Here is a 26,502-nt window from a genome sequence, read left to right as displayed (position 1 = left end):
CGGTGCAGTTGTTCGGTGGTGCGGGGTACACGCGGGACTTCCCGGTGGAGCGGATGATGCGGGACGCGAAGATCACCCAGATCTATGAGGGCACCAACCAGATCCAGCGGCTGGTGATGGCCCGCCAACTCCTCAAGGGCTGACCCCAGGCAGCAGCGCCCAGCGGCAGGCGGCAGCGCCCCAGACGGCAGTCCCGGTCGCCTCCGGACGGCAGCCCCGGTCGCCTGCGGGAAGTTCCCCAATGTGGCATTCGGGACGTTCAACGTCCCCAATGCCACATTGGGGAACAACAACCTGAGGTCAGCCGCAGCTGCTACAGCAGCCGCAACCCGAGCCTGTGCACGAGCTGCAACAGTTACATCCGCCCATGCGAATCACCATCCCTTCGCCGCTGAGGTCAGGACAGCCTCCAAGGTAGGTAAGCCTTACCGGTCCCCGTACCGCTTGCCGGGTGATTCATGTTGATATCGCGATATGACTCTTCGTGCTTCCCTGGATGGGTGGGCGGTTCCTCCCGTTTCCGATGAGCCGGACGGGTAGCCGGCATCCGGACGAGCGAAGGCGTGCCTCAGTCCGCGGCAAGCAGGTCGTTCTCGTGCACGGCGGCCAGCGAGAGCGTGCGGTAGCCCTCGTCGTCGAACAGGACGGTGATCCGGTCTGCCTCCTGGTTGACCACGGTGCCCTGGCCCCACTCCGGGTGCCGGACCCTGCTGTCCGCGGGGAACTCGGTGTCCGCTGGAGCGGCATGCGCCTGCGCCGTGCCCGCGTCGCAGGTGTCACAGAAGCCGCACGGCCGCTCCAGCGACTCTCCGAAGTAACCCAGCAGGAACTGACGCCGGCAGGACGCGGTCTCGGCGTAGTTGCGCAGTACGTCGATCCGCGAGCGGTCGAGCTGCTTTCGTTTCGCGGACACCTCGGCCGCCTGCTCGGCCGCGTCCTCAGGTGCGATGTCCTCGTCGTCGTAGTCGAACCGGCCCCGGTCGGTGGTTCGCACGACATCCGCCTGCTCCAGCAGGTTGAGACTGTTCATCGCCTTACGCCTGGACTGGTCGACCTCGCGGTCCACTTCCGTCGGGCTCACCGGCCCGTTGTGGTCCTGAACGGCCTCGGCGACCTCCTTGACGTCGGCAGGGTCGAGCGGTCGCGCGGTGAGGAACCGTTGCAACCCGAGGTCCTCAGGGCGGTAGAACAGCACGGCGTCGGCGCGCTGGTCGTCCCGGCCCGCCCTGCCGATCTGCTGGTAGTAGGAGTCCAGCGACTCGGGTACCGACGCATGCGCCACGAAGCGCACATTCGGCTTGTCGATGCCCATGCCGAAGGCCGACGTCGCGACCACGACCTCGAGGTGGTCGGCCATGAACTCTTCCTGGATGTCCTTGCGTTCCCCCTGCTTGAGCCCGGCGTGGAACGCCGCCGCCCGCACCCCACGATCGGTCAGCGCCTCCGCGCAGCGTTCGGTGTCCCTGCGGGTCGCCGCGTAGACGAGGCCCGGCTTCGGTGCGGACTCGACCCAGTCCGCGACGTAGGTGAGTTTGTCGACGGCCTCGCCCGCGTGCCGGACCTGCAGGTACAGGTTCGGCCGGTCGAAACCGGCGACGATGCGGACCGGATCGGACATGCCGAGGTGACCGACGATGTCCTCGCGGATCGGCCCGCCCGCGGTGGCCGTGAGCGCCAGCACCCTCGGGTGACCGAGCCGGCCGATCGCATGTCGCAGACGCAGGTAGTCGGGCCGGAAATCATGCCCCCACGCGGACACGCAGTGCGCCTCGTCGACCACGAACAGGGTCGGCCGCGCCCGCTGGAGCTCGCCGAGCACATCCTCCTTGGCCAGTTGTTCCGGTGCGAGGAAGATGTACTCGGCGTTGCCGTTGCCGATCGCCTTCCAGGCCTGCGTACTGTCCTGCGCACCTTGGGCCGAGTTCACCGCCACCGCTTCCGGAGCCGCGCTTTCCTCCAGCGAGTTGACCTGATCCCGCTGCAGCGCGATCAGGGGTGACACCACCACCGTCGGCCCCGGCAGTTCCAGCGCGGGAACCTGGTAGATGGCGGACTTCCCGGAACCGGTGGGCATGACGACGAGCACGTCCCTGCCCTCGAGCAGTTGCTCCATGGCGGCCAGTTGTTCCGGGCGCAACCGGCTCAAGCCGAACGCCTTCTCCGCGGTCTGCCGCAGCTTGGTGCGGGCCTTTTTCGGTGGCCGGGGCCGGGGTGAGTGCTCGGGCATTGACCGGGTGTTCCCGATCGCGGTGGCCGGAAACCTGGCCAGCTGCCCGGCCGGCCTGTCCCCATAAAGTGGTTTCCGCGGCAGTACGCCCGGGTAGCGCTGCGGGATGGAATCCATGGAACCGGAATCCGCTCGACCGGATTCGGGCACCGAAGACGGTCCGGCGGTAACCACCGACGCGTTGAGCGCCGACCCCGTCCCGCCCGTGCGCGACGAGGAGCCGCGCGCGCACCGTGATCCGGTCGCGGACCCCTCGGGCGCGGCGCGCGAACTGCCGGAGGCCAGTGGAGGTCAGACCGGCGAACCGGATCTGGCCGAGGTCCCCGGCCGTGGATCGCCAGGAATCACCGCCGCCCGTTTCGAGGTCGACATCCCGGGCGACGTCCCGGACGAGGACCGTGCGGCGCCGGAGGGCGGGTCCTCGTGATCAGCGCCGCAAGGCCTTCTTGACCACGCCGAACGCGACCGCTCCGCTGGCCGCGGCCAGCTGGCCGTGGTGGCGGGAGGCCCAGACCTGCATGTCGCCCGAGCGAGATCTGCGGTCGAACCGTCCGTGCGCCCCGTAGTCCCGGCCGTCCTCGTCGTCGACCGGCTCCCAGAGGTTCGAAGGACGGTCCGGGGATCGGGGCCTGCTGGTCTGCTGCGACGCGTATCCCTTCTTCGCCAGGTAACGATCGAGCAGGCCGGGGGCGAACTTGTTGCCCAGCATCGTGCCCGCCGTCGAACCGCCGACCCAGTACTCGCGGCGTTTCGGGTGGTCCGCCGCGTACACGATCGCGTCCGCGGCGACCTCGGGCTGGTAGATCGGCGGCACCGGCTGGGCCTTGTTGGGCAGTCGGGAGAGCACCCAGTCGAACTGTGGAGTGTTCACCGCGGGCATCTGCACCATGGTGACGTGCACGCCGGACTTGTCGTGCAACAGTTCGCAGCGCAGGGACTCGGTGAACCCCTGGATGGCGTGCTTCGCGCCGCAGTATGCCGACTGCAACGGGATTCCGCGGTAGGCCAGCGCCGAACCCACCTGCACGATGGTCCCCCGATCCCGCGACCGCATCCGGTTCAGGGCGGCCTTGGTGCCGTAGACGTAGCCGAGGTAGGTCACATCGGTGACCCGCTTGAACTCGTCGGCAGAGATCTCGGTGAACGGCGCGAAGGTCGAGGTGAAGGCGTCGTTGACCCAGACATCGATGGGCCCGAACTCCTTCTCGATCCGGTCGGCGGCCGCATCGACCTGGCCGAAGTCAGCGGTGTCGACGCTGAGGGGCAGGGCTGTACCGCCCGCATCCTCGACGTCCTTCGCCGCCGCGTCCAGGCCCTTCTCACCCCTGGCCAACAGTGCGACCCGGTCGCCCCGGCCGGCGAAGGCCCGTGCCGCGGCGCGGCCGATTCCGCCGCTGGCACCGGTCACCGCGACTACCCTTCCCGTGCCTTTGCCCGACATTCGCAGATCCTCCTCCGCATCGAGATCGAGGTGTCCTCAATGGGGTTCGGTTCGGGCTACCCGTCCCTACGGCGGTTACACGTGCTGAGCAGCGGTAGCCCTGCGCGATTACCCCCGCGCGGAAACGGGTAGCACCGGGAGGACCGACTGGAGGAGGGTTTTCGTGTCGACACCCCTGGAGGACTACGCGCTCATCGGTGACACCTACACCGCCGCGCTGGTGAGCAGAGACTGCTCGATCGACTGGCTGTGCCTGCCCAGGTTCGACTCGGGCGCCTGCTTCGCCGCAGTGCTCGGTGGCCCCGAACACGGCCACTGGTCGATGTCTCCCAGCGGTACGGGCTGGCGAACCGAGCGCACCTACCGTGGGGACAGCCTGGTACTGGAAACCACCTTCACACGTGGTGACGACGCCGTGCGTGTTGTCGACTGCATGCCCATCCGGGGTGCCCAGCCAGACCTGGTGCGCCGCGTGGAAGGGGTCCGGGGCAACGTCGCGATGCGTAGTGAGATGGTGCCGCGCTACGACTACGGCCGGATCGTGCCATGGTTCCGGCCGAAGGGACGCCGGCTGCACGCGATCGCCGGCCCGGACCACCTCATCCTGGACGCGGATCTGGAGTTCGATCTCTCCGACGCCGAGCAGCCTGTCGCCGAGTTCACCGTGGCCGAGGGGGATGCGGTGGACTTCCGGCTCACCTGGAGCAATCCACAGTACGAGGACATCTCGAATCTCGACGTCGCGGACATCATCGTGGCCACCGAGAAATGGTGGCAGGACTGGGCGGGCCGGTGCACCTACGAGGGGGAGTACCGGGACGCCCTGGTGCGATCACTGGTCACGCTCAAGGCGCTGACCTACGCGCCGACGGGGGGCATGGTGGCCGCGCCGACGACATCGCTGCCGGAACACCTCGGCGGTGTTCGCAACTGGGACTACCGGTTCTGCTGGATCCGCGACGCCACGTTCACCCTGCTGGCCCTGCTCGACGCCGGATACGACGAAGAAGCATGCGCCTGGCGGGAATGGCTCGTCCGCGCGGTCGCGGGCAGGCCGGAACAGATGCAGATCATGTACGGAGTGGACGGTCAGCGCAGGCTGCCCGAACTGGAACTCGACTGGTTGCCGGGATACGAGGGATCCCGGCCCGTGCGAATCGGGAACGAAGCGGCCAGGCAGTACCAGCTCGACGTGTACGGCGAACTGATGGACGCGCTGCACCAGGCCCGTGCGCACGGCATCCCGCCGGACGAGAACGCCTGGCTGCTGCAGCGCAGGTTGATGGAATTCGTGGAGCTTCACTGGCAGGACCCGGACAACGGCATCTGGGAGGTCCGTGGACCACGCAGGCACTTCACCCACTCCAAGATGATGGCCTGGACCGCGGCCGACCGGGCCGTGAAAGCGGTCGAGGAGTTCGGCCTCGACGGCCCGGTGGACCGATGGAAGCGGCTACGTCAGGACATCTTCGACGAGGTGTGCGAGAAGGGATACGACCCCGAACGCAACACCTTCACCCAGTACTACGGCTCCGAGGCATTGGACGCCTCACTGCTGATGATGCCGAACATCGGCTTTCTGCCCGCCACCGACAAGCGGGTGCGGGGGACGGTCGAGGCGGTGGAGAAGGAGCTGATGCAGGGCGGATTCGTGCAGCGCTACTCGATGTCCGCGGCCACCCAGCACGTCGACGGGCTCCCCGAAGGCGAAGGCGCGTTCCTGCCCTGCACGTTCTGGCTGGCCGACAACTACATTCTGCAGGGCGAGGTGGAGAAGGGCAGGGCACTGTTCGAGCGGATGCTCGACCTGCGTAACGACCTCGGTCTGCTCTCGGAGGAGTTCGACCCGCACTCCGGCAGACTCGTCGGCAACTTCCCGCAGGCGCTCTCGCACATCCCACTGGTGGACACCGCGTTCAACCTCGGCAGCTCGCGGGGACCCACCCAGCGCAGGGCCGAGTCCGGAGAGCACCGATCCTCATCCTCCTGAGACAAGTCCGGACCGGTCAGCGGGGTACCGGTGGTATCGCGTCGAAGGCCTCGACGTCGCGTCGCGCGACCGTGGTCGGGGCTTCGAGGTGGAACGCGCCGCTGGGCAGGATGCCCGCGCCACCCCGCTCGGCCAGCACCCTGAGCTGAGCGAGGACGTCCTCGCCGCAGTGTTCGGCTGGAAGCTCGGACCAGAAGCCGAAACCACCCGCGTGCACGAGGGCCGACCGGTCGAACAGCACGCACCCGCCGATCCACGCGATCTTGTACGCGACCCAGTCGCCGCCCCGCAGGCCGAGATCGTCGGCGAGATGCGTCGGGTTCGCGGCGTTGTGCAACGTCCATCGCTGCCAGGCCGGGTCATCGGGAGTGATCCGCTCCGGCTCGGGCCTGCCGGTCCACTCCTCGAACGGAGTCAGTTCCTGTGGCCGGTAGTCGTCCACATACGACAGCCCCTGCACCGCGTTTCCCACGAGACCGCAGCCGAGTTTCTCGATCGCGGCGTGCAGCCGCGACAGCGTTCCCGGCTCCAGCCACACGTCGTCGTCCAGGTAGAGGACGTACCTGGCATTCGACTGTGCCAGCAGGTGAGCCCGCTGCTGCGCGAGTCCGCGCAACGGCAGGTTCCTGCCGAGCCGGACGGGGTGTCCTGTCCTGCGCAGTACCCGCACCATGGTCTGGGCCGAGGGGGTGTCGTAGCCCGGTTCGCCGTCGGACTGGTCGCTCACCACCACGCCGAAATCGGGGTAGTCCTGTGCGGCGAGGCCGGCAAGGGTGGTCACCAGTTCGACCGGGCGGTTGCGGGTGGGGATCAGCACGTCCAGTTCGTGCTCGCTCACGAAGTCCCTCCTGTTGCGACCGTGGACCGGATCCGCTCGATCATCGCCGACGTGGAGTGGTCTGGTACGTACCCGAGTGCCCGCACCTGACCGCCGTAGGCCCGGACGACGGGCGCCTCACTGAGCATCTCCGGGGTGTAGTCACCCCCCTTGACGTAGACGTCGGGCCGTAGCTCACGCAGCAGCTCGACCGGGGTGTCCTGGTCGAACACGGTGACGTGATCGACGCAGCTGAGCGCGGCCAGCACCGACGCCCTGTCCCGCACCGAGTTCACCGGCCGGTCCGGCCCCTTCAGCCTGTGGACGCTCTCGTCGGCGTTCACCGCGACGATCAGCACGTCACCGAGCCGCTTGGCCTCGTTGAGATAGGCCACGTGGCCACGGTGCAGAACGTCGAAGCAGCCGTTGGTGAACACCACCCTGCGCCCGGCGCATCGATGTTCGGCGACCACGCGGGCGAGCTGGTCGTGACCGACCGCCGCGTCGTGGAACGTGCCGAACCGCTGCTCCAGCTCGGCGGCCGTGCACACGGCCGTACCGGGGCGGTGAACCACGATGTCGGCCGCGGCCTGGGCGAGCTCGACGGCGGTCGTCACCGGCAGGCCGCCCGCGATACCGACGGTGAGCGCGGCGGTGAAGGTGTCACCCGCGCCCGACGTGTGGTTCTCCGGAGCCGGCCGTGCCCAGGTCCGGTGCACCGGCTCGTTCCCGGTGAGCAGGACCGCACCGTCCCGGTCGAGGGTCACGACAACTGAGTTCGCGCCCGTCGCCTCGGCAAGACGCGCCCGGTGCCGATCGAGGAACTCCACTCGGGCGTCGCTGTCCTCCGGCAAGGGGTCCTGGAGCACGGCGCCGGCTTCACCGGCGTTCGGGGTGACCACGTCAGGACGGACAGCATGCCAACGGTGCAGATCGTGCGCGTCCAGCACCAGCAGCGGCAGTCGAGGGCGCAGTTCGGTCAACGCCTGCCGGACACCGGGTGCGAGGACGCCGTTGCCGTAGTCACACACGACGAGCGCGTCCGCGGAAGCCAATGCGTCGCGCAGGGCGTCGAGGAGCCGGGCGATCTCGTCGTCGTCGCCGCTGTGCCGATCGCCGTCGTCGAACCGCAACAGCACCTGATCGGCCGCCACTACCCTGCGCTTGCTGACGGTCGCCCTGTTCTCGCTCACCACGGCGTGCTCGGTGTGCACGCCGCGTCCACGCAGTTCCGCCAGCACGGTGGCGCCGGGCTGGTCGTCGCCGACGGCGGTGATCATATGCACCTGCGCGCCCAGCGCGGCGAGGTTGACCGCCGTGTTGGCCGCCCCGCCTGGCGCGAACGACTGTTGCCGTACGTCCACGACGGGCGCGGCCGGGGCCTCCCTGCACAGCCGGTCGCACTGTCCGGACAGCCAGACGTCGAGGATCGCGTCGCCCAGCACGACCACTTTCGAGCCGGCTCGGAACAGCCGTCCGGCCAGTTCGGGAGTCAGTCCCTCGCTGCTCCTGTTCGCCTCGTCGGGCGGTATACCTGCCGAGATCTCCACCAGTCACCTCCGCGCCACGGGTTCTTGTGACGATCGCTCTTCTCGTACTGCAATGCCCCGTTGGTCGCGGAACAAACGTGACGAGTGCCCCGGTGTGGTGGTTTCGGCGGTGTGGAAGCGGGAAATCCGTAGCAGGAGCAGAGCCGCCGTCCGGCGGCGGCAGACGGAGTCGGAGGTGAACACCATGCCCGGACGCGAGAGTATGCCGAGCACCCTGGATCGTTCTCCGGAGGAAGCCCAGCGCACGTGGATCGAGGCGCACGATTCGGCGGTGGAGACCTACGGCGAGGGCGAGCGGGCACATCGCACGGCGTTCGCGGCCCTGAAACACTCGTTCGAGAAGGTTGGCGACCACTGGGAACCCAAGCAGCAGCGTGGCCCCTCGGACAAACAGGCCGCACGTGGGGCGGACAGCCGCTCCGGGGACACCGCGGGCGGTGTCGACGCGAACGCGAGCAAGGAACATCTCTACGAGCTGGCCAAGAAGCTCGACGTCAAGGGACGTTCCTCGATGACGAAGAAGGAACTCGTCAACGCCGTCGAACGGGCGAACGACAAGAAAACCGCGAAGGCCAGGAACAGGTGACAAACACTGAGGGTGGCACGCAGCAGAAGCGGGGAGCCCCTGAGGGTCACCGCGCTGGCGATTCGTTCGCAATCCCGGGTTCTCATACGGACACGGCGATCGAGAAGACCGGAACTCCGTCAGTAGGGCCGATCGGACCGGTGTGGCCGGATGTGCGCAGGATCGCGGTGCTACGCGGCGGCGGTCTCGGTGACCTGTTGTTCGCGATGCCCGCGATCGACGCGCTGGCAGCCGCCTATCCGGACGCCGAGCTGGTCCTGCTGGGCACCCGCCTGCACGCGGCGCTGCTCGATGAACGGCCCGGACCGGTGCGCCGGGTCCACCTGTTGCCGCCCGCGACAGGGGTGTACGAACCGAAGGGCCGCGAGCCCGACGAGATCGAGCAGGAGAAGTTCTTCCGCGAGGTCGCGCGGGAACCGGTGGACCTGGCCGCGCAGTTGCACGGCGGTGGCCGGTGGTCGAACGGCTTCCTGCACCGGCTCGACCCCAAGTGGACGGTGGGCTCACGTACGGAAGACGCGGCACCGATGAGCCGCTGGCTGCCGTACCGCTTCTATCAGCACGAGATGATGCGGGCGCTGGAGATCGTGGGCCTGGCCGGGGCGCCGCCCGTGCATCTCGAGGCACGAATCGCGCTCACCGCGTCCGATCTGGAGGCGGCGGAGGAGCCGTTGCGCGGTCTGCCCGAACCACTGCTCGCCGTCCACCCGGGTGCCACCGATCTGCGCAGGCAGTGGCCCTCCGAACGGTTCGCGGAGGTCGCGGCGAAATGCGCCGAGGAGGGGGCGGGTGTGGTGGTCATCGGTTCCCCCGGTGAGCGGGAGCTGGTCGCGGAGGTGACCGAGCTGACCAGGCAGCGGCTACCTGGAACCGCGGCCGGAGCGGTACGCGGCCATGCCGACCTCAGCCTGTCCGCGCTCTGCGGCGTGCTGGCCAGAAGTGGCGTACTGATCGGCAATGACAGCGGTCCACGACATCTGGCGAAGGCGCTGGGAGTTCCGACCGTCGGAATCTTCTGGATGGGCAATGTCATCAACGCGGGGCCACTCGGCAGGCTGCACGATCGGGTGCTGATCGCGTGGACTGCGACATGCCCGGTCTGCGGGGTGGACTGCACGCGCGAGGACCTGCCTCGCTGCGAGCACAACGTGTCCTTTGTGTCCTCGGTGTCCACCGAGGACGCTCTGCGTGAGGTCGTGGAACTGATCTCCTGATCTGGCGAGCGGTGAGCGGGCGGCGCCACGCCACTCGCTCACCGCTACTTCCTGACCACCTTCGCGACGAACACCCCGACGAAGTCGCGGAGTTTGACGTTCTCCCGCTGCGACTGCTCGACCAGCTCCTGGAATGCCTCGTCGGCGGTGAGGCCACGGGCGGCCATGAGAATGCCCTTCGCCTGGTCGATCACGGCTCGTGAGGTGAGCGCCTGCTCCAGCTGGGCGATCGTGGTCTGTGCCTGCCGGTACCGCCACGCGCTGCGTAGGGCCGTTTCCATCGCGATGGAGTAGATCTCCAGTATCCGCGCCTCCAGTTCCCGGAATCCGTGTGCCCGCAAGCCGAAGAGGTTCAGCGCGCCGGAGAACTGGTTGTCGATGACCAGTGGGGCGGACAGGAAGCTACCGACGTGGGCCTCGTCGAGTGCGCGGACGAACGCGGGCCAGCGATCCCTGGCCTCTTCCGCGTCGCTGCGGACCAGTGCTCCGGTGGTCATCGCATGCAGGCAGGGGCCTTCGCCTGCCTGGTATTGGGCGTTGTCGGAGTCGTGCACCTGCTTGTCGGTGACCGCCACCGTCTCTGGCGCACCGCGGCGACTCATCATCACTCCGGCCAGTTCCGCGTCCGGTACGGCCCGCACCACCTGCTCGCACACCCGCTGCAGGAGCACGCCCAGCTCCTGCTCCCGGTCCAGATCGCCGCTCAGCGCCTCCAGCGCCCCCGCCACCTCGTCCAGGTGTGCGAAGGAATCCTATGCGGCACTGTCCTCCTGGTCGGTCATGATCCTCCTTCTGCCGTCCGCCCCGCGGGAAGCCGGCCTCAGGAGTTCGATCGCCGTCCGGTCAGTGCGTAGGTGGCTACCGCGGTCGCGCCGAAGGCGAGGTGCGGGACGAGGTCGCTCAACCAATCGGTGGCGCTCCACTGACGCGGATCGGTGATGCCGAGCAGCGTCATCGGCGCACTCGAGCCCGCCATCGCGGCCAGGGTCGTGGCGGCACCAGCGACCGGGAGCGACGGCTGCCAGCCGAAGCCGCGGGCGGCACCATAAGCGGCGCCGACGGCCGTGCCCGTGAGCATTCCACTGAGGGCGCCGAGTCCGGAGACGCGGTTCTTGCGGTGTTGCTCGTCGCCGGGAATCTCGGTGCCCGTCGTGTCCGACAACCGCTCGACGGTCTGCTCCGGGGTGCTACTCGCCGGACGGCCACGCACCACCATGTCCAGATATGTCGCGGCGTTCAGCGCCGTGGTGCCAGCGGCTCCGGCGGCGACGCCTCGCATGATTGAGCCCATCATGTACGGCGGTTTCCCGGTACGAACCAGGTGAAACCACATTTCGGTCACAGCAGGAGAACGGCGCGGGCGTTGATGTTTACGCCGGTGCTGCCCGGCAATCCGAGATGGTATGAATCGGACAGTCCGTGGCGCCCGCGGTGGTCGCGGTGTGGGAAGTTCCGGTCCTCCACGAGGAGGCCGTCGATGACGAGCACCTTGCCGGCCATCGCCCGCGGTCACATCGATGCGTTGATGGACACGCTGGCGGCGCTTCGTGAGCAGTCCGGCCGGATCGAACGCTGGGGGCGATTGCTCGCCGAGCGGCTCGGCTCCGGCAGCCGGCTGCTGGCGGCCGGGTCGGGGGAGTCGGCCGCCGAAGCGGAGCACCTGACGGCCGAACTGATCACTTTGGAACGAGGAGACGGGCAACCGCTGTCCGCGATCACGCTGCGGACGGGTATCGCCGACCAGGCGGTTGCCGGGTACCCGGAGGAGGACGCGCTGGCCAGGCATGTGACAGCCCATGCCCGTGCCAGGGACGTGGTCGTGCTGCTCGCGCCGAGCGGGCGGGACAACAGCCTTGTTCTGGCAGCTCGTGCCGCGCATCGCAGTGGTGCGACGACGCTCGCGTTCACCGGGCACTGTCCCAATCAGCTCGCCAACGTCGTCGAGGACGCGGTATGCCTTCCCGGGACGACAGCGAGTGTCGAGGAGTCGATGCTGGCAGCCGTCAACCTGCTGTTCGAGGCGGTGGAGCTGGCGGGCCCGGCCGGCGGATGAACGGCGCAGGCGAGCACAACGGTGACGACCGAGCGGAGCGTGCGAGCCGAAGTACCAGTGAGGCGTTCGAGGATCACCTCGATTCGGTGAGCCAGCGGGCGAAGGCCGAAACGGAGCGACGGCAGTCGTGGGCCGAGGAGCTCGCCGACCGGCTGGACCGGCCGATGAGCGTACTCGGTGTCTTGTTCCTGCTCGTCGTACTCGGTCAGGCGATCGCCACCAGGCCCGCCCTGACCGGAGTGCTCTCGGTGTTGAGCTGGCTGTTGTGGCTGGTGTTCGTTGGGGAGTACGCGTTGCGTCTCTACGTCGCGCCGGATCGGCGAAGCTTCCTGCGTCGCACCTGGTGGCAGCTGGTCTTTCTCGTCGTGCCGTTCCTGCGTTTCCTGCGGCTGGCCGGAATCGGCAGGCTCGGCAGGCTGGGAAGGGTGCTGAGTTCCACCGTGCGCGGCAGCCGCTCGGCAGGCCGTCTGCTCTCCAGCCGGGTCGGGTGGCTCGCGTCGCTGAGTGCGATCGTCGCACTCGCGGGCAGTCAGCTGTTGTACGCGTTCACCAGTTACCCGAGTTATGCGGCCGCACTGCACGACGCCGCGCTGGCAACGATCACCGGCGAACCGGTCGCCGCGGAGGGCCCGGTGGCCAGAGGGATAGAAGTCGTCCTCGCGGTGTACTCGGTCGTCGTTTTCGCGACCCTCGCGGCCTCGCTCGGGGCGTACTTCCTGCAACAGACCACTCAGGCCACTCAGGACTCCCGGCTCGACCGGCGACATGAGGCGCAGTGAGGGAGATCGAGATCTCGACGACGGCAGGACTCCTCGGTGCACTGGCGATCACGCTCGTACTGGCCGGGCTGCACCTGGCCGCACCGCATATTCGCGCGCTGCCTGGAATTCCCGAGCGTGCCACCGGTTCCTTCGCGGGCGGTCTCGCCGTGGCCTACGTGTTCCTGCACCTGCTACCGGAGATCGCGGCGGGCAACGAGGCCATCGGTGAACTGCTCGAGGACACCGTCGTGCCGACACCCCTGTTCGATCTCGCGATCTTCGCGGTGGCGCTGACCGGATTCGTCGTGTTCTACGGGCTGGAACGGCTCGCCAAGCACACACGCGGGCGGGGGGCGGCCGAGCAGGGCGCCTGGATGTATCGCCTGCACCTCGCATCCTTCCTCGGGTACAACGTGCTCATCACCTACACGATGGCGTTGCGGGTACGAACCGGTGTCGCGTTCGCTGTCCTGTTCGCCGTGGCGATGGGGCTGCACTTCGTTCTCAACGATCGCAGCCTGCGTACGCACTACCCGCGCCGCTTCACGGCAGGTGGCCGCTACTCGCTCGCGGGGGCGCTGCTGCTGGGCTGGGCGCTCTCGGCGATCCTCGCGCCCACCAGCACGGTACTGGTGAGCGTGCTGACCGCACTGCTCGGTGGCGCCATCCTGCTCAACGTGATCAAGGAGGAGGTGCCGTCGGAGCGATCCTCCAGTTTCGGCTGGTTCCTCACCGGACTCGGTAGTTACGCGGTGCTGCTCACGGTGGTGACGACACTGTCGCAGTAGCGGGACGTGTATCTCGGTGTGTCCCGGGTACCAGGTGAGGATGGCTGCGTTACAGCTGTTCGGGATCGTGGCGGCGCCGGTGCTGGCCATTCCGCTAGGTGCCGCGGTAGGGCTGTGGCGTCCGCCGCGGCCGCAACTCGCCAGTGTGGTGCAACATCTCGCGGCAGGTCTGCTGATCGGCGCGGTGGCGCTGGAACTGCTGGCCCCGGTGTCACACGGCTCGCCCTGGGCCGCTGTGCTTGGCGTCGCCGCCGGGTTGCTGGTCGTGCTGATCCTCGACGCGGTCTCGCTGAAGCTCAGTGGCGGAAACGAGTCGGGTGGGATGGGACTGGCCATTGTGGTCGGTGTCGACCTGACGATCGACGGTTTTCTACTCGGTGTCGCCGCATCGGAGGATCTCCGGCTGGCGCTGCTGCTGGCTGTCGGCCTGCTGGTGGAGGACTTCTTCACCACACTGTCACTGATCATCAGCCTGCGGCAGTCGGAGAGCCGGAAGAAGGCGATCTGGATCACCGCTGCCATCACCGCCGCCATGAGCGTGGGTGTGGCGGCAGGACTGTTGGCGGCCAGGGCACTCGGCCAGTTCGGCTACCACGTCGTCCTGGCGTTCGGCGCCGTCGCCCTGCTGTTCCTGATCATCGAAGAGTTGCTGCGCGAGGCGCACAAGGTCAAGGAAACGCCGTGGACCACGACGACTCTGTTCGCCGGGCTGCTCGGTTTCCTGCTGCTGCACATGCTCATCTGACTCCCTCGGGGGTTTGCCCGAGGGCACGCCGGGCACCCTCGTCCGTCGGATACGCACGCGCGCAATGGCCACGACGTCTAGGACTACAGAGAGAACACGAATGGGACGAGTTGCCATCGACAACGCCGGACGAGGCGTGGGTAGCTCCGCGATACCGCCGGGCTGGAGGCAGAACCCGTCCGCGTGGTCGCAGCGGCTGCCCATCGTGGCCGTCGCGTTGGTCGGCTTCGTCATCGCGACCTATCTCGCGCTCTACCAGTACGGCGTGTTCGACACCGTCTGGGAACCGTTTTTCGGCGACGGTAGCGAGACCGTGCTGAACTCCAAGCTGTCGCACGTACTACCGATCTCGGATGCGGCGTTGGGGGCGTTCGGGTACCTGGCGGACGCGGTCAGTGGCGTGATCGGCGGGCGCGGCCGATGGCGATCGATGCCCTGGATCGTCATCGTGTTCGGTATCGCGATCGGCCCGCTCGGTCTCGTCAGTGTGCTACTGGTCATCGCGCAGCCGGTGCTGTACGGCGCTTTCTGCACTCTGTGCCTGGCGTCGGCGGTCATTTCGCTCAGCATGATTCCCCCCGCCGTCGACGAGGTGCTCGCGAGCCTGCAACACCTGCGCAGGGTGCGCCACTCCGGCGGCTCGGTGTGGCGGGCCTTCTGGGGACTGCGAAAGGAGTGAGGGTGTTCCCACCGCATTTTCTGCTCGCGGCGGCAGGCGTCTGGTTGATGTTCGCCCCCGCGGTGCTCGACTACGGCGGTCCGGCGGCGACGAGTGACCGCGTGGCGGGGCCGGCGTTGGCCGCGATCGGGTTCCTCGCCGGATTCGCCATCACGCGCGGGCTGCGCTGGCTGAATCTGCTCACCGGAGCCTGGCTCGTCGCCGGACCGTGGCTACTCGGCTTCCCGGACGCGGCACTGGTCAACAGCGTGGTCATCGGCCTTGCCACCCTCGCCTTGGCGCCGTGGGGCAAGCCCGATCAGAGCCGGTACGGCGGTGGCTGGGCGTCGCTGTGGCGCTCACCCGGCGCCGGCCACTGATCGTCGAACTCAGCCGCGATCTCTGCGCGCCTGGTTCAATGTGGACTTGAGCTGCTGGGCGTCGTTGCTGAACGGCAGACCCATCTCCCAGGCCCGCTCCGCGTCCTGGCGGATCCCGCGCATCTCATCGGGGTTCAGCTCCGGATCGTTGTTCCCGCTGGCCCGCAGCCACGAGAGCATCTCCTCCCAGCCGTGCCAGTGCTCGGTCGCCAGCACATGGTCGATCGCCGCCCTGCCGTACTGTCCGGGTTGGGTAGTGGCTTCCGGCCGGTTCTCTCCCGGACGCGCCATTGCCATTCTCCTTGTCGTTCTCGCTGCCGGTGGGACATCCGCGGAGCGGATGGGGAAACCCTTGGGGTGGGGAAGTGGGAATCGGAAGTTCTGGTCGCCGCCTCAGTCGAACCAGCGCGCCAGCTGAACCACACCTGCCTCCGGTTCGCCCGCTTGTAACGGCCGGAGGTCCGCGAAGATGCTCGCGCCGTCGCAGCCGGCGTGCAGCGGGTACCAGCGGAGGTCGCTGTCCGGGCGGGAACAGATTCCCTTGAACGTCTGTATGTCCAGCAGCCGGACGTGGGTGGGATCGGCGACGGCGTTGACGTAGCGCCACCAGGGTGAGAGCACGTGCAGGATGCCACCGGGGCGCAGGACTCGATGGCACTCGTCCACCAGCGGGAGAAAGTCGACCAGGTGCTCCAGGATGTGCACCGCGAACACCCGGTCGGCCGAACCGTCCGGGAACGGGATGCCCTGCGCGAGGTCGGCAACCACGTCGACACCCTCGGCGTCGCGCATGTCGACGCCGATGTTGTCCGGATACTGTTTGGTGTCGCCGCAGCCGATGTCCAGGATCACCGGATCCGTGCCGCCCACCCGGACCCGGTCCCACACGCCGAGGACACCGCCGAGCCGCCCGACCAGAGTTCGCACCAGCTCCAGTTCCTCCTGGCGTTCGACCGAACCGGTCACATGCGCCACTCCGCCGTGGAAGGACACCTCGACCCCGAGTCCACGCACGCGGTCGTCGTTCTTGAACAGGTCCTGTACGGCCGTCCGCAGGTACTGGTCCAACCGGTCCAGACGGTCGTTCGACAACGGCGCGAGCGGCAGCGTCATGGGTGTCCTTCCGACAGGAGTGGGTCAACGGGTTCGGTGACGGTGGGCAGGAGCTCGGGGCAACCGCTCCTGTCCTGGCGTCAGCTCCGCCAATCCAGCGAACCGAGCGCGCGTTCGACGGCGTCCAGGACGTCGGGATGACCCAGCGGCATCGGTGGTTCGACCCGGTCCCTGGTACCGCCCGGGCTCTGCGCGACGGTTTCGACGGTGACCCCGGCCTCGCGCAGTTCCTCGCGCCGCCGAGTCACCGAAGGCGGTTCCGAGCCGTCGCCGATCCCACCGCCCGGATCGATCAGCAGCAGCGACCGCACGACGTCCGCGTGCCTGCTGAGCAGGTCGACGACGACCGGCACCGCTGGGCCACTGGTCACCACGTCGATGGGTGCCCGGAGCACGTCGGGATCGGAGAGCAGTTCCTCCGCCTCGGACAGCGAACCGTCGGCCGGCAGCCTGCACCAGACGAGTTTGCGCTGCTCGGCCAGTCCCCTCCAGGTCGCGGGCACCTCGGCGTGTTTCGCCGCGCCCGCTGGGTCGAGGATCAGCACCGTGGGCCCTTCCTCGTGTCCTTCGAACACGATCGAAGGGCCTTCGGCGCGCGCGGGTTCGTCCGACTCCACGATCGGACGCATCGGGTCACCGTGGTGGGCCTTCGCGGCATCGGCTCGATCTAGGTTCATCGTCACTCCTTCCCGCGATGGACGTACCCCTGCCACAGCAGGACTACACATCGCAGCGGTCGCTGGATTGGTGTGCGGGCTCGCTGGGTACTCCGGACGCGGACTGGCAGGAGTGACTGATGGCCGGACACGTGAGTGGCTCGCCCCGACCGGGTGAACGCTCGAGTTCCCGTGCCCTGTGAGGCGACGGCCGGAATCGAGCAGGACGTCCAGGTAGTGAAGGAGAATGCCCGCCCATGAGCGAACGCTCAGAGCAAGAGAAGTCCCCGCCGGAGTTCCCCCGAGACGCGGAGCAGGCGCGGGTCGATCGAGACCTGACCAGGCAGGAACTGGGCGAGACCGTGCAGGAACTCGCGCACAAGGTCAACGTTCCCGAGCAGGCCAGGCAGAAGGCCAGGCACACCGCCGAGGAGATGCGGGAGCGCGTGCCGCAACCCGTCGCGGCGGGCACCGGACAGGTGGCGGCTGTGGTGCGGCAGAACCCGCTCGCCGCCGCCGCGGTGGCGGTGGTGTTGGTGTTACTGGTCCGCAAGCTGTCAGGTGGGAGGAAGACGCGATGAACAAGATGCTCTACAAGCCGTTGGGCGTACTCGTCGGCGCGCTCGGCGGGGTCGCGGCCAGTGCGGCCTTCAAGCAGGTCTGGAAGCGGCTCGGCAACGGCGAGGACCCACCGAACGCGACGGACAGTTCGTACAACTGGCGGCAGGTCGTGATCGCCGCGGCCATCCAGGGTGCCATCTTCGGCGCGGTGAAGGCCGCGGTCGACAGGGCAGGCGCGGAGGGTTATCGCAAGGCGACCGGCGACTGGCCGGGAGACTGAAGCGGCCCGCTACGGCGGTTCCGCGTCCATCTCGGAGAGCATGCGCACCACAGCTCGTTCGATCGCGGTGCGCATGCTCTCCGCCGTATCCGCCCCGTTCTCCGCGGCGTCCGTTGTGTACTTTTTCCTGGCTCTCTCGACAGCTTTTCCCACGGTGACACCCTTCTCGAAGGCTCGCACCACTCGCGGGTCCACATAGGATCGACGAGTCACCGCGGGAGTGTTGCCGAGTTCCTCTGCGACCTCCCGCATGACCGCCGCCTTCGCCCGCTGCATGCCACGCTGGCTACGCGGCCGGTCGGTCTCGGCGAAGGCCGTCGCGGCCAGTACCGTGGCGTTCCAGGTACGCAGGTCCTTACCGGTGAACTTGTCGCCGACGTACTCCTTGAACCGGTTGTTCACGTCGTCGGCGTGCACCTCGTGCCAGTTTCCGTGCTCCTTGTACGCGAGCAGACGGTCGGTTGGCGGGCGTGCCCTGCGCACTGTCTTGACCACCCGCACCAGGTCGGGGTCGTGGATGCGGACCGACCGTTCAAGGCCACCCTTGGCGACGTAGCTGACCAGGAGTTCGTCCTCGCCGCGCACGGTGACGTGACCGCGGAGCAGGGTGGCGACCCCGTATGTGCCGTTCTCCTCCGCGTACTCCTCGCTACCCGTACGGAAGATCCCGATATCGAGCATGCGCAGTGCCGCCGCGAGCATCCTGTCGCGCCCAGTGCCGCTGCGGGCCAGATCCGACCTGACCGCCACCCGGAAGCGGGGCAGCTTGCGGGCCAGTTCCAGTACCCGCTGGTGCTTCTCGGTTTCGCGCTTCTCCCGCCACTTCTCGTGATAGAGATACTGGCGCCGACCCGCGTCGTCCGAGCCGATCGCCTGGATATGACCACCCGGATACGGACAGATCCACACGTCTTGCCAGGCAGGCGGGATCACCAGATCGCGGACCCGCCGAAGGGTGTCCTCGTCCGTCAGCGGCTTGCCGTCGGAACCGAAGTAGCGGAAACCGCGCCCGCAGCGCTGCCGGCGGATACCGGGGGCCTCGGGGTTGCTTCGGTGCAGTCGCATACCCGAGGAATACCCGTGCGACCTGGTGTTACTCCGTGTCGCGGCTGCGGCACCGCCCGGTGCGTGCAGACGGGCGGGGGGAGTCGTGGTCGTCACTCGGTGAGTTCCTCGCGCAGGTGCTGCAGGGTGCGCGACAGCAGGCGGGACACGTGCATCTGGGAGATGCCCACCCGCTCGGCGATCTGGGTCTGCGTCAGGTTGCCGAAGAACCGCAGCATCAACACGTTCCGCTCGCGTGCGGGTAGTTCCCGCAGCAGTGGTTGCAGTGCCTCGTGGTTCTCCACGTTCTCCAGATCCGTGTCGTAGTCACCCATCGTGTCGACGAGTGCGAGGCCGTCCTCCTTGTCACCCACCGCACTGTCCACCGAGATCGACTGGTAGGCGTTGCCGGCCAGCAGGCCGTCGGAGATCTCTTCCGTGTCGAGGTCCAGCTCCGCCGCGAGTTCACTCGGCGTCGGCGCCCTGCCGAGGCGCTGGGACAGCACGCCGCTGGCCTGGCTGATGGCCAGGTGCAGCTCCTTGAGCCTGCGCGGTACCCGCAGCGCCCAGCTGGAGTCGCGGAAGTATCGGCGAACCTCCCCCATGATGGTCGGCACCGCGAAGGAGATGAACTCGCTGCCCCTGCCGACCTCGTACCTGTCGACGGCGTTGAGCAGCCCCAGCCGAGCGACCTGCACGAGGTCGTCCCTGGCCTCGCCGCGCCCGCTGAACCGGCGGGCGATGTGCTCGGCAAGGGGCAGGCAGCGGGTGACGATCTGCTCCCGTAGGTGATCCCTGCCAGGGTCACCTTCGGGCAGTTCCGCCATCTTCTCGAACAGTGGGACCACATCGCTGTAGTCGCTGGCGTGCGAGGAGTTCGGCCCCTGCTGGTTCGCGGCTGTCACGCCGGAACCCGGTTTCCGGACCTGGTGAACTCGATCATCGTGGAATACCCGGCCATTACCGGGTCGTAGGCGATCTGGGTCGCGTTCACCGAGTCGGCCAGCATTTCGAGCACGAACCAGCCGAGGTTGCCCTGCGCGGGGACGCCTTCACGGACGACCGTGGTGCTGACGCTGACAGTGAGGGAGTCGGCGTAGACCTCGAAGCGGCACGTCAGGGTGCTGTGTGCGACGGCGGCCGCGATCAGGGTGGCGCACGCTTCGTCGGTGGCGAGCTTGATGTCGGCGACGGTGTCGAGGTCGAGGTCCCGACGCAGCGCGATGGTCTCCGCCACCGTGCGGGGGACGGCCAGCTGCACGGCGTCGGCGGGGATCCGCAGCTCCACGAAGTTGTCGATCCCGAGGTCGTCGACTACGCCCGGTTGGCTCACGGCCACCTCCACTCGTTCACGCTGCCCGGCGTGAACCGGACACTGCTGGTCGGCGGGTACCCACAGCGGCGCTCGCCCACACGCGTCAGCGGACGGTGCACTGTGGATGTTCCTTGGCTCCGGCAGGCGCTCAAGGCCGGGAACCGACCCCGGTGAGAAGTTCGTGCAACCTCCCACCCCGGACACTGGGAGCCAGCGGCGCAGTGGCCATTCCCGCCCTCTCCCGCAGTCCGGTCAGGAACTCGGAGAGTGCTTCCAATGCGGTGAACCTCGGTGCCCAGTCCAGTTCGGTCCTGGCTCGCGAACAGTCCATCAGTGGTAGTCGCAGTACGGCGTCGAACAGCCCAGGGGTCGCGGGGACCGCGTGTAACCGCCATGCCGCGGCAACCGCCGCCCGCACCGGCCATGCGGGCATCGGGATCGGTTTCGCGCCGAACAGTTCCCCAAGCGATCGCGCGTCGACGACTGGCTCGGCGGCCACGTTGAACGCACCTCGCACATCACTGAGCGCGGCTCTGCGGTAGGCGTCCGCGACGTCGCTGCTGTGCAGTGCCTGGAAACGCAGCCCCGGCAGGTCGGGCACGACCGGCAGGATCGCGGGGTGAACGAGGGCTCCGGGTAACAGTGGACCCGCGAACAGCCTGCGCTGCTCGGAGGCCGACTCCCGCTTGAAGATGAATCCTGGGCGTAGCCGCACCACCCGTAGATCGGGATGTGCGCGTTCGAAGCCGTCCAGGAACCTTTCCAGGTAGGCCTTTTCCCGCGTGTAGGCCGCCCCGGGCCAGCCGTGCGTGGGCCAGGTCTCGTCGACTCGGGTGTCCTGTGGTCCGGGGGAGTAGGCGCCGACCGAGGAGGCGTACACCACGGACTTGACGCCCGACCGTACTGCTGCCTCGAACACCCGGATGCTGCCGAGCACGTTGGTCCGCCAGGTCAGCTCGGGATCGCGAGTCGGCTGGAACAACCAGGCAAGGTGGATGACGACGTCGGCACCGGCAAGCAGGTCGTCCAGCCGCGCCGCCACCGGCTTCGCCGCATCGCCGAGATCTATAGTGGACAGACGAAGTCTGGGATGTGACCATTCCGCGGATCTGCGGGCGAGGCCCCTGATCGACTCCACCCTGTCGTCATCGCCGAGCGCTTCGACCACACTCGTGCCGACGTTTCCCGTCGCCCCGGTCACCACGACCCTGATGCCACTCATCGGCACTGTGTACCCGCCCGCCACCGCGGCTAACCCGCCGCCAATCCACCGCGCTTTCCCGGGAAAGTGCGAGAGATGGCGGGCGGCGGACGCTCGGTTACCCGGGTGTTCGGGGATCGGTGCGGTGCAGTTCCTCGTCGATGATGCGTTCGAGATCGCGTCCGCCCCTGCGCAGCGCCGCGATGGTGGCGGCCAGCAGCAGCGCCCCCAGCAGGGCCAGTAGGGTGACGATCCCCAGCATGGGCGAGAACGCGAGGCTGACCAGAGCGGCCACGCTCGGCGCGATCACGACAGCGAACGTCGCCAGGTACCACTGTCCGGTTCTGGCCACGGCCGCTCCTGGATCCGATTCCCCGGTCCTGATTACCCCGATTCGGGGCGCGGGAAACGAGAAACTTCCGGATTGCCCTGTTCGGCCGAGCGCGTCAGCCCGGTCCCCCTCGGGTTCAGGAGTTCGCCCGGTGTGCTGCCGCCCCGCGGGCCGCGGCGAGTACGTCTCCGGCGCTGATCCGCAGCAGGCCAGGGTCCGGCTCGTTCCCGAACGGGTCGCCGAAGTCGCCGCCCCAGAGGGCAACGTGCTGTGCTCGCTCGGGTGGTGGTCCCCAGCGTTGCGGGGGTACCGGACCGAACAGCACGACCGACGGTGTGCCGAAGGCGGTCGCGAGATGACCGGCCCCGGTATCGGCGCAGACGACGAGGGAGGCTCCCGCGATGAGTGCGCACAGTTCGGCGAGGCCGGTGCGGCCGGCCAGCACCGATTCCGCCGTGAGTCCGGCCTTTCCGGCCACCTCGTGCGCCAGGTCGCGTTCCGAGTGACTTCCGGTGATCACCACCGAATGCCCTTCATCGTGGAGGGCGGCGGCCACTTCGGCGAACCGGTCGGCGGGCCAGCGCCGTGGTGGCAGCCCCGCACCGGGATGCACGACGGCCGCGCCGGGTGCGGGGCTCGGACCCGGCGGGGTGGGCAGGGTGAGGTCGGTGGGGTCGGCGGCGATGCCATGCCACTCCAGCAGCCCGCACCAGCGCAGGACCTCGTGCTGGTCCTCGATCCACTCCGGCCCTGCTACGGGGGAGCTGCCGGGATGGTGATGCGCGATGAGCCGTTCCGGATTCGTCGAGAGCAGGTCCGTGGTGCTCTCCGGGCCGCTGCCATGCAGGTTCACCGCGACGGCTGGTGGGGGCGGGCCTGGCCATTTCAGTGCGCCGAGGCCTGCGGTGGGCAGCAGTTCGTCCACCGCGTCGATCAGTTCGACCAGTTCGCCGAGCGACTCCGGCCCCGCGAGTACCAGCCGTTCGCCGGGAAAGGCCGCACGCAGCCCGCGCAGCGCCGGGACGGCGACCAGCAGGTCGCCGATCCCCAGCGCGCGCAGTGCCAGAACTCCCTCGGCGTCGGTTCCGCTCACGGCCAGGAGCCCTCCTCGGAGGCGCAGACGACCAGCTCCCGCACCTCACAGCCGGGTGGCTGACTCAATGCGAACAGAACTGTGCGGGCCACGTGCTCCGGCTGGTTCAGTTTGGCGTCTGGTGGCGGCTTGTACTGCTCGTCCCTGTCGTTGAAGAAGTTCGTGTGCATGCCGCCTGGAATCAGCAGGGTCACCCCGACCCGGCCCGCGGTCTCCTCGGCCAGCGCCTTGGTGAAGCCGACCACCCCGTACTTCGAGGCGCAGTACGCGGTCGCGTCCCCGGCCACCCGGACGCCGAGAGTGGAGGAGCAGGTCACGACCGTGCCGTGCGTGCGTTCCAGGTGTGGAAGCGCGGCCCGCACCACCGCGGCGGTGCCGAGCAGGTTCACGTGGACGACCCGCTCCCAGTCCTTTGTGGATACTGAACCGAGCGGGCCACACGCGTCGATGCCCGCCGCGGTGAAGACGCCGTCGAGGTGGTTGTCCGCGCGCCGCACCAGTTCCTCGACCGCGTTCTCGGTGGCCGCCGAGTCGGCGAGGTCGGCGACGACGTGGTCCACCGGAGCCGACGGCTCCGTCTTGTCGATCACCAGTGGCCTGCCGCCTGCCTGGCGTACCGCCTCGACGGTGGCGGCGCCGAGCCCGGAGGCTCCGCCGGTGATCAACACGTTGCCTGGCGAGTTCATCGAACTCCTTTCCATGGGAATCAGTTGACGGTGTTGGCGGCCGCGACGAGCCGGGAGGTCGAGTAGCCCTCGACCATCGGGATCAGCGCGACCTCGCCGCCGTGGCGGTGCACGACTTCCGCCTCGGGCAGATCGGTGCCCGCGTAGTCCCCGCCCTTGACCCACACATCCGGCCGGAGGCGTTCGAGGAGTGTGGCGAGGGAGGTTTCGTCGAACACCGCGACCGCATCGACGGACTCGAGTTCGGCCAGCAGCCGGGCGCGGTCCTTCGCGGTCACGATGGGCCGGGTCGGTCCCTTGAGCTTGCGTACGGACTCGTCGGAGTTCAGGCAGACGACGAGCGCGTCGCCGAGCGCCCTCGCCTGGCGTAACAACGTCACGTGGCCTGGGTGCAGCAGGTCGAAGCAGCCGCCGGTGGCCACGAGCCTGCCGCCGCTGCGCCGGACCCTGGCCGCCACCTCGAAGGCATTGCGCTCGCTGCGGGAGGATTCCGGCCGGCCAGGGGAGGAGCCGGGTCCGTCGCTGAGCGACAGTGCCGCGGCCCCGCCCGCCGCGACGAAGCGAGCAGCCGCATCCACCGCCTCGGTGACGGCGCCCGCGAGGTCGGCGCCACCGAGCAGGGCCGCTGCCGCGGCCGTCGCGAACCGGTCGCCCGCACCGCAGGTGTCCGGCCGCGCGTGGCCCACGAGCTTCGATGTTCCCGCGATCGGGAACGATCTGGTCCCTCGTGCGTCGGCGAGCACGGCGCCGCGAGAACCAGCCGTGACGGCGACCCCGTCCGACGACCACTGCTCGCGCAGGTTTCTGGCCAGCGCACTCGCTTCGTCGCCGTCGGTGGCGAGCGCGGCCGCTTCCGACTCGTTCGGTGTGATCAGCCGGGCGCCCGGTACCGGGGCGGGGCCGCGCGGGTGTGGATCCCACACCACCGGCACCTTCGGGGCGAGTTCGGTCAGCAGCCCGCGCAGACCGGGGTGAGCGGCCATCCCCCTGCCGTAGTCGGCGACGAGGATGGCACCCGCTTCGCGCAGTGCCTGCTCGGCGCGGGCGGGCAGGACACCGTGTGCGGCCCTGCCGTCACCCGAGTCGAGTCGCAGCATCGACTGGCCGGCGGCGCGCACCCGTGTCTTGCACACGGTGCTGCCCGTCAGTGGCAACGGCACCACGTCGGCCTCGCGTTCGAGCAGTTCGATCAGCCTGCGCCCGGCCCCGTCCTCGCCGAACGCACTCAGCAGGACGACCTCCGAGGCGGAGCGCGCGGCGAGCAGGGCGGCCAGCCCGGCACCGCCGGGACGTAGCCACTCCCTGCCGAGGTCGACGACCGGTACCGGTGCTTCGGGGCACAGCCGGTCGGCGCTGCCGTCGATGTCGATGTCGAGCAGTGCGTCCCCGACCACGACCAGGGGCCTCATGCCGGCACCCCCAGCGACTCGTCGAGCACGGCGCAGAGTGCGTGTACGACGGCGAGATGGATCTCCTGGACGGTGGCGACGCTCGGCGCGTCCACGGCGATGGTGTCGTCACACAGGGCCGCGAGCCGGTTGGGCGCGGGCCCGGTCAGGGCCCAGGCGGTCATACCGATCTCCTGCGCCGTCTTCGCGGCGGCAACGACGTTCTGACTGCGGCCGCTGGTGGACAGCGCGACGAGCACGTCCCCTTGCCTTCCGTGTGCCCGAACCTGCCTGGCGAAGAACTCGTGCTCGCCGTAGTCGTTGACGATCGCCGTACCCGCGGAGGTGTCCGCGTGCAGTGCGATCGCGGAAAGAGGCTGGCGGTCGTGCAGGAAACGCCCGACCAGTTCCCCCGTGAGGTGCTGGGCCTCGGCGGCGCTGCCACCGTTTCCGCAGGCGAGCAGGCGCCCGCCCTGGTCGAAGACCTGCGCGAGGTGCCTTCCCCAGCGCTCGATCCGTGGTGCGGCAGAGCGGGCACTGTCCAGCGCTGCCCCCAACGCCGTGAAATGTTCCTCGATCACGACCTACCTCCTGTTCGGCGGATCCGTTGTCCGCCCTTCGTGAGTTCCGCTACGGCCGCGACGATCTGTTCCTGAGTAATCGACTCCAGGCAGGGATGACCGGGAACCGGGCATTCCCGTGCTCTGCTCTCGCGGCACGGCGCGGTCTGGTCTCCGAGCACCACGGTGGGCACGCCGTAGGGCGCCCACCTGGCTGCCGGTACGACAGGAGCGAACAGTGAGACCACGGGGGTCCCGACGGCGGCGGCGAGGTGCGCGGGCCCCGAGTTCGGCACCACGACGACACAAGCCCGGTCGAGCACATCCGCCAGCGCGGTGAGGTCCGTCGCACCGCCGAGGTCGAGCGCGACGTCGCCAGCTACCTCGGCCGTCAGCTCCCGTTCGCCGGGATGGCCGGTGACGACGACCCGGTGCCCGGCCTCGGCGAGCGCGCGCACCGCCGCGGCGCAGCGGGTCGCGGACAACTGCCGCGCCGGCACCGAAGCACCTGGATGCACCACTACATAACCGGGCTCGCCGGTGAGGTTCGTGGTGTCCGGTAGCGGCCTGCGGATCGCCAGCGCGCCGTCGTCGCCCTCGGGGAGCCGGAAGCCCGCCGCCTCGGCCAGCGAAAGGGCCCGTTCGGCCTCGGGCGGATCGCCGTCCACCCGATGCCGGAGGTCGAGCAGCGACCCCGGGTAGTCCTCGCTGATCGCGCCGATCCACGGCACCCCGGCCATCCGCAACGCCAGCGCCAGCGGTAGCGGGGACTGATGGAACGAGGTCAGGATCAGTGCGGCATCCGGGCGCACGTCCCGAACCTGTTTGACCAGGGAGTCGACGACGTCGTCGGTCACCGCCGGTGGTTCCGGGTCGATCCAGGGAGCGCACCACTCGATCACGTCGTCGACGCCGGGCAACAGTTCCGCGCCCGCCCTGCCACGGGGACCCGCGAGCATCGTCACCGCACTGGCGTTAGCCGCGACCGCCCGCACACATGGCCCGGCGAGCAAGACGTCGCCCACATTGTCCATCCTGGCCACGAGGACTCGGCCCCAATCGGG

The 26,502-nt window shown here is 68.7% G+C and carries 32 protein-coding genes; 13 read left to right on the top strand and 19 right to left on the bottom strand.

Features of this window, described 5'->3' with window-relative positions; all coding sequences use genetic code 11:
* Positions 1 to 143: acyl-CoA dehydrogenase family protein (locus D0C15_RS28140; RefSeq protein WP_281270736.1), on the top strand; the 143-nt coding region annotated here is incomplete at its 5' end.
* Positions 144 to 568: 425 nt separating this feature from the next.
* Here the strand turns inward: D0C15_RS28140 and D0C15_RS28135 are convergent.
* Entirely contained in the window at positions 569 to 2,227 is a 1,659-nt protein-coding gene (locus D0C15_RS28135) for a RecQ family ATP-dependent DNA helicase (RefSeq protein ID WP_116051147.1), read from the bottom strand.
* A 115-nt stretch (positions 2,228 to 2,342) separates the two neighbouring features.
* On the opposite strand from D0C15_RS28135, the gene D0C15_RS28130 reads away from it, so the two are divergent.
* Complete coding sequence (locus D0C15_RS28130; protein WP_116051136.1) at positions 2,343 to 2,654, top strand: hypothetical protein; 312 nt, start codon at positions 2,343 to 2,345, stop codon at positions 2,652 to 2,654.
* On the opposite strand, the gene D0C15_RS28125 is transcribed toward D0C15_RS28130, so the two are convergent.
* Positions 2,655 to 3,668, bottom strand: coding sequence for an SDR family oxidoreductase (locus D0C15_RS28125; protein WP_116051135.1), 1,014 nt, complete (start codon positions 3,666 to 3,668; stop codon positions 2,655 to 2,657).
* Positions 3,669 to 3,831: 163 nt separating this feature from the next.
* Here D0C15_RS28125 and D0C15_RS28120 point away from each other — a divergent pair, with 163 nt between their 5' ends.
* Entirely contained in the window at positions 3,832 to 5,658 is a 1,827-nt protein-coding gene (locus D0C15_RS28120; protein WP_116051134.1) for a glycoside hydrolase family 15 protein, read from the top strand.
* Positions 5,659 to 5,674: 16 nt separating this feature from the next.
* On the opposite strand, the gene D0C15_RS28115 is transcribed toward D0C15_RS28120, so the two are convergent.
* On the bottom strand, positions 5,675 to 6,496 hold the full coding sequence (locus tag D0C15_RS28115; RefSeq protein ID WP_116051133.1) for a glycosyltransferase family 2 protein: 822 nt from the start codon (positions 6,494 to 6,496) through the stop codon (positions 5,675 to 5,677).
* The gene (rfaE2, locus tag D0C15_RS28110; RefSeq protein WP_245976320.1) at positions 6,493 to 8,025 is read right to left on the bottom strand and encodes a D-glycero-beta-D-manno-heptose 1-phosphate adenylyltransferase; all 1,533 of its coding nucleotides are present in this window, start codon (positions 8,023 to 8,025) and stop codon (positions 6,493 to 6,495) included. The genes D0C15_RS28115 and rfaE2 (D0C15_RS28110) overlap by 4 nt, the downstream gene beginning before the upstream one ends.
* A 184-nt stretch (positions 8,026 to 8,209) precedes the next feature.
* Between rfaE2 (D0C15_RS28110) and D0C15_RS28105 the strand changes: the two genes are divergently transcribed.
* On the top strand, positions 8,210 to 8,611 hold the full coding sequence (locus tag D0C15_RS28105) for a ChaB family protein (protein WP_116051145.1): 402 nt from the start codon (positions 8,210 to 8,212) through the stop codon (positions 8,609 to 8,611).
* A gap of 152 nt (positions 8,612 to 8,763) precedes the next feature.
* The gene (locus D0C15_RS28100) at positions 8,764 to 9,825 is read left to right on the top strand and encodes a glycosyltransferase family 9 protein (RefSeq protein WP_245976318.1); all 1,062 of its coding nucleotides are present in this window, start codon (positions 8,764 to 8,766) and stop codon (positions 9,823 to 9,825) included.
* A gap of 44 nt (positions 9,826 to 9,869) precedes the next feature.
* Here D0C15_RS28100 and D0C15_RS28095 read toward each other — a convergent pair whose 3' ends face one another.
* Both D0C15_RS28095 and D0C15_RS28090 read right to left on the bottom strand, forming a co-directional pair.
* Entirely contained in the window at positions 9,870 to 10,553 is a 684-nt protein-coding gene (locus D0C15_RS28095; RefSeq protein WP_245976316.1) for a GAF and ANTAR domain-containing protein, read from the bottom strand.
* Positions 10,554 to 10,645: 92 nt separating this feature from the next.
* Positions 10,646 to 11,104, bottom strand: coding sequence for a hypothetical protein (locus tag D0C15_RS28090; RefSeq protein ID WP_342768612.1), 459 nt, complete (start codon positions 11,102 to 11,104; stop codon positions 10,646 to 10,648).
* A gap of 198 nt (positions 11,105 to 11,302) precedes the next feature.
* On the opposite strand from D0C15_RS28090, the gene D0C15_RS28085 reads away from it, so the two are divergent.
* The 6 genes from D0C15_RS28085 (at position 11,303) to D0C15_RS28060 (ending at position 15,210) form a co-directional block, all read left to right on the top strand.
* The gene (locus tag D0C15_RS28085) at positions 11,303 to 11,878 is read left to right on the top strand and encodes an SIS domain-containing protein (protein ID WP_116051131.1); all 576 of its coding nucleotides are present in this window, start codon (positions 11,303 to 11,305) and stop codon (positions 11,876 to 11,878) included.
* Positions 11,875 to 12,657 (top strand): ion transporter, encoded by a 783-nt coding sequence (locus D0C15_RS28080; protein WP_211323348.1) that lies wholly within the window; start codon positions 11,875 to 11,877, stop codon positions 12,655 to 12,657. Before D0C15_RS28085 ends, D0C15_RS28080 begins: the two co-directional genes overlap by 4 nt.
* Entirely contained in the window at positions 12,654 to 13,427 is a 774-nt protein-coding gene (locus D0C15_RS28075; RefSeq protein WP_116051130.1) for a hypothetical protein, read from the top strand. The genes D0C15_RS28080 and D0C15_RS28075 overlap by 4 nt, the downstream gene beginning before the upstream one ends.
* 40 nt (positions 13,428 to 13,467) lie before the next feature.
* Positions 13,468 to 14,172: a ZIP family metal transporter gene (locus tag D0C15_RS28070; protein WP_116051129.1), complete on the top strand. Its 705-nt coding sequence runs from the start codon at positions 13,468 to 13,470 to the stop codon at positions 14,170 to 14,172.
* 100 nt (positions 14,173 to 14,272) lie between these two features.
* On the top strand, positions 14,273 to 14,851 hold the full coding sequence (locus D0C15_RS28065; protein ID WP_116051128.1) for a vitamin K epoxide reductase family protein: 579 nt from the start codon (positions 14,273 to 14,275) through the stop codon (positions 14,849 to 14,851).
* A 2-nt stretch (positions 14,852 to 14,853) separates the two neighbouring features.
* Positions 14,854 to 15,210: an SPW repeat protein gene (locus tag D0C15_RS28060; RefSeq protein ID WP_116051127.1), complete on the top strand. Its 357-nt coding sequence runs from the start codon at positions 14,854 to 14,856 to the stop codon at positions 15,208 to 15,210.
* Between the two features lie 9 nt (positions 15,211 to 15,219).
* On the opposite strand, the gene D0C15_RS28055 is transcribed toward D0C15_RS28060, so the two are convergent.
* The 3 genes from D0C15_RS28055 to D0C15_RS28045 all read right to left on the bottom strand — a co-directional run bounded on the left by D0C15_RS28055 (position 15,220) and on the right by D0C15_RS28045 (position 17,000).
* A complete protein-coding gene (locus tag D0C15_RS28055) occupies positions 15,220 to 15,501 on the bottom strand; it encodes a hypothetical protein (RefSeq protein ID WP_116051126.1) in 282 nt (93 codons plus the stop codon).
* 102 nt (positions 15,502 to 15,603) lie between these two features.
* Entirely contained in the window at positions 15,604 to 16,323 is a 720-nt protein-coding gene (locus tag D0C15_RS28050) for a methyltransferase domain-containing protein (protein WP_116051125.1), read from the bottom strand.
* Positions 16,324 to 16,403: 80 nt separating this feature from the next.
* Positions 16,404 to 17,000 (bottom strand): hypothetical protein, encoded by a 597-nt coding sequence (locus D0C15_RS28045; protein ID WP_116051124.1) that lies wholly within the window; start codon positions 16,998 to 17,000, stop codon positions 16,404 to 16,406.
* A 236-nt stretch (positions 17,001 to 17,236) separates the two neighbouring features.
* Here D0C15_RS28045 and D0C15_RS28040 point away from each other — a divergent pair, with 236 nt between their 5' ends.
* Positions 17,237 to 17,560, top strand: a complete 324-nt coding sequence (locus tag D0C15_RS28040) for a DUF3618 domain-containing protein (protein ID WP_116051123.1) — start codon at positions 17,237 to 17,239, stop codon at positions 17,558 to 17,560.
* Complete coding sequence (locus D0C15_RS28035) at positions 17,557 to 17,820, top strand: DUF4235 domain-containing protein (RefSeq protein WP_116051122.1); 264 nt, start codon at positions 17,557 to 17,559, stop codon at positions 17,818 to 17,820. The genes D0C15_RS28040 and D0C15_RS28035 overlap by 4 nt, the downstream gene beginning before the upstream one ends.
* Positions 17,821 to 17,829: 9 nt before the next feature.
* Here the strand turns inward: D0C15_RS28035 and D0C15_RS28030 are convergent, their stop codons facing one another.
* From D0C15_RS28030 to D0C15_RS27985, 10 genes are all read right to left on the bottom strand, one after another.
* On the bottom strand, positions 17,830 to 18,885 hold the full coding sequence (locus tag D0C15_RS28030; RefSeq protein WP_116051121.1) for a DNA topoisomerase IB: 1,056 nt from the start codon (positions 18,883 to 18,885) through the stop codon (positions 17,830 to 17,832).
* A 92-nt stretch (positions 18,886 to 18,977) separates the two neighbouring features.
* Positions 18,978 to 19,769, bottom strand: a complete 792-nt coding sequence (locus D0C15_RS28025; protein ID WP_116051120.1) for a SigB/SigF/SigG family RNA polymerase sigma factor — start codon at positions 19,767 to 19,769, stop codon at positions 18,978 to 18,980.
* Positions 19,766 to 20,197, bottom strand: coding sequence for an ATP-binding protein (locus D0C15_RS28020; protein ID WP_162830281.1), 432 nt, complete (start codon positions 20,195 to 20,197; stop codon positions 19,766 to 19,768). Before D0C15_RS28020 ends, D0C15_RS28025 begins: the two co-directional genes overlap by 4 nt.
* 130 nt (positions 20,198 to 20,327) lie before the next feature.
* Entirely contained in the window at positions 20,328 to 21,401 is a 1,074-nt protein-coding gene (locus D0C15_RS28015; RefSeq protein WP_211323347.1) for an NAD-dependent epimerase/dehydratase family protein, read from the bottom strand.
* A 97-nt stretch (positions 21,402 to 21,498) separates the two neighbouring features.
* Positions 21,499 to 21,732: a hypothetical protein gene (locus D0C15_RS28010; RefSeq protein WP_116051118.1), complete on the bottom strand. Its 234-nt coding sequence runs from the start codon at positions 21,730 to 21,732 to the stop codon at positions 21,499 to 21,501.
* A 115-nt stretch (positions 21,733 to 21,847) separates the two neighbouring features.
* Positions 21,848 to 22,810 carry a glycosyltransferase family 9 protein gene (locus tag D0C15_RS28005; protein ID WP_425455437.1) on the bottom strand — a complete coding sequence of 321 codons (963 nt, stop codon included), beginning with the start codon at positions 22,808 to 22,810 and terminating at the stop codon, positions 21,848 to 21,850.
* Positions 22,801 to 23,490: an SDR family oxidoreductase gene (locus tag D0C15_RS28000; RefSeq protein WP_116051116.1), complete on the bottom strand. Its 690-nt coding sequence runs from the start codon at positions 23,488 to 23,490 to the stop codon at positions 22,801 to 22,803. Before D0C15_RS28000 ends, D0C15_RS28005 begins: the two co-directional genes overlap by 10 nt.
* Positions 23,491 to 23,510: 20 nt before the next feature.
* Entirely contained in the window at positions 23,511 to 24,899 is a 1,389-nt protein-coding gene (gene rfaE2 / locus D0C15_RS27995; RefSeq protein ID WP_116051115.1) for a D-glycero-beta-D-manno-heptose 1-phosphate adenylyltransferase, read from the bottom strand.
* Positions 24,896 to 25,459 (bottom strand): D-sedoheptulose-7-phosphate isomerase, encoded by a 564-nt coding sequence (locus D0C15_RS27990; protein ID WP_116051114.1) that lies wholly within the window; start codon positions 25,457 to 25,459, stop codon positions 24,896 to 24,898. The genes rfaE2 (D0C15_RS27995) and D0C15_RS27990 overlap by 4 nt, the downstream gene beginning before the upstream one ends.
* Complete coding sequence (locus tag D0C15_RS27985) at positions 25,456 to 26,472, bottom strand: glycosyltransferase family 9 protein (protein ID WP_245976323.1); 1,017 nt, start codon at positions 26,470 to 26,472, stop codon at positions 25,456 to 25,458. Before D0C15_RS27985 ends, D0C15_RS27990 begins: the two co-directional genes overlap by 4 nt.
* Between the last annotated feature and the right edge of the window lie 30 nt (positions 26,473 to 26,502).

The sequence above is a fragment of the Amycolatopsis palatopharyngis genome (genome assembly GCF_003385185.1).
In the GTDB taxonomy this organism is placed as follows: Bacteria; Actinomycetota; Actinomycetes; order Mycobacteriales; family Pseudonocardiaceae; genus Amycolatopsis; species Amycolatopsis palatopharyngis.
Note: the sequence above shows the minus strand (reverse complement) of the source record. Positions and strands in the feature narration are given on the sequence as shown.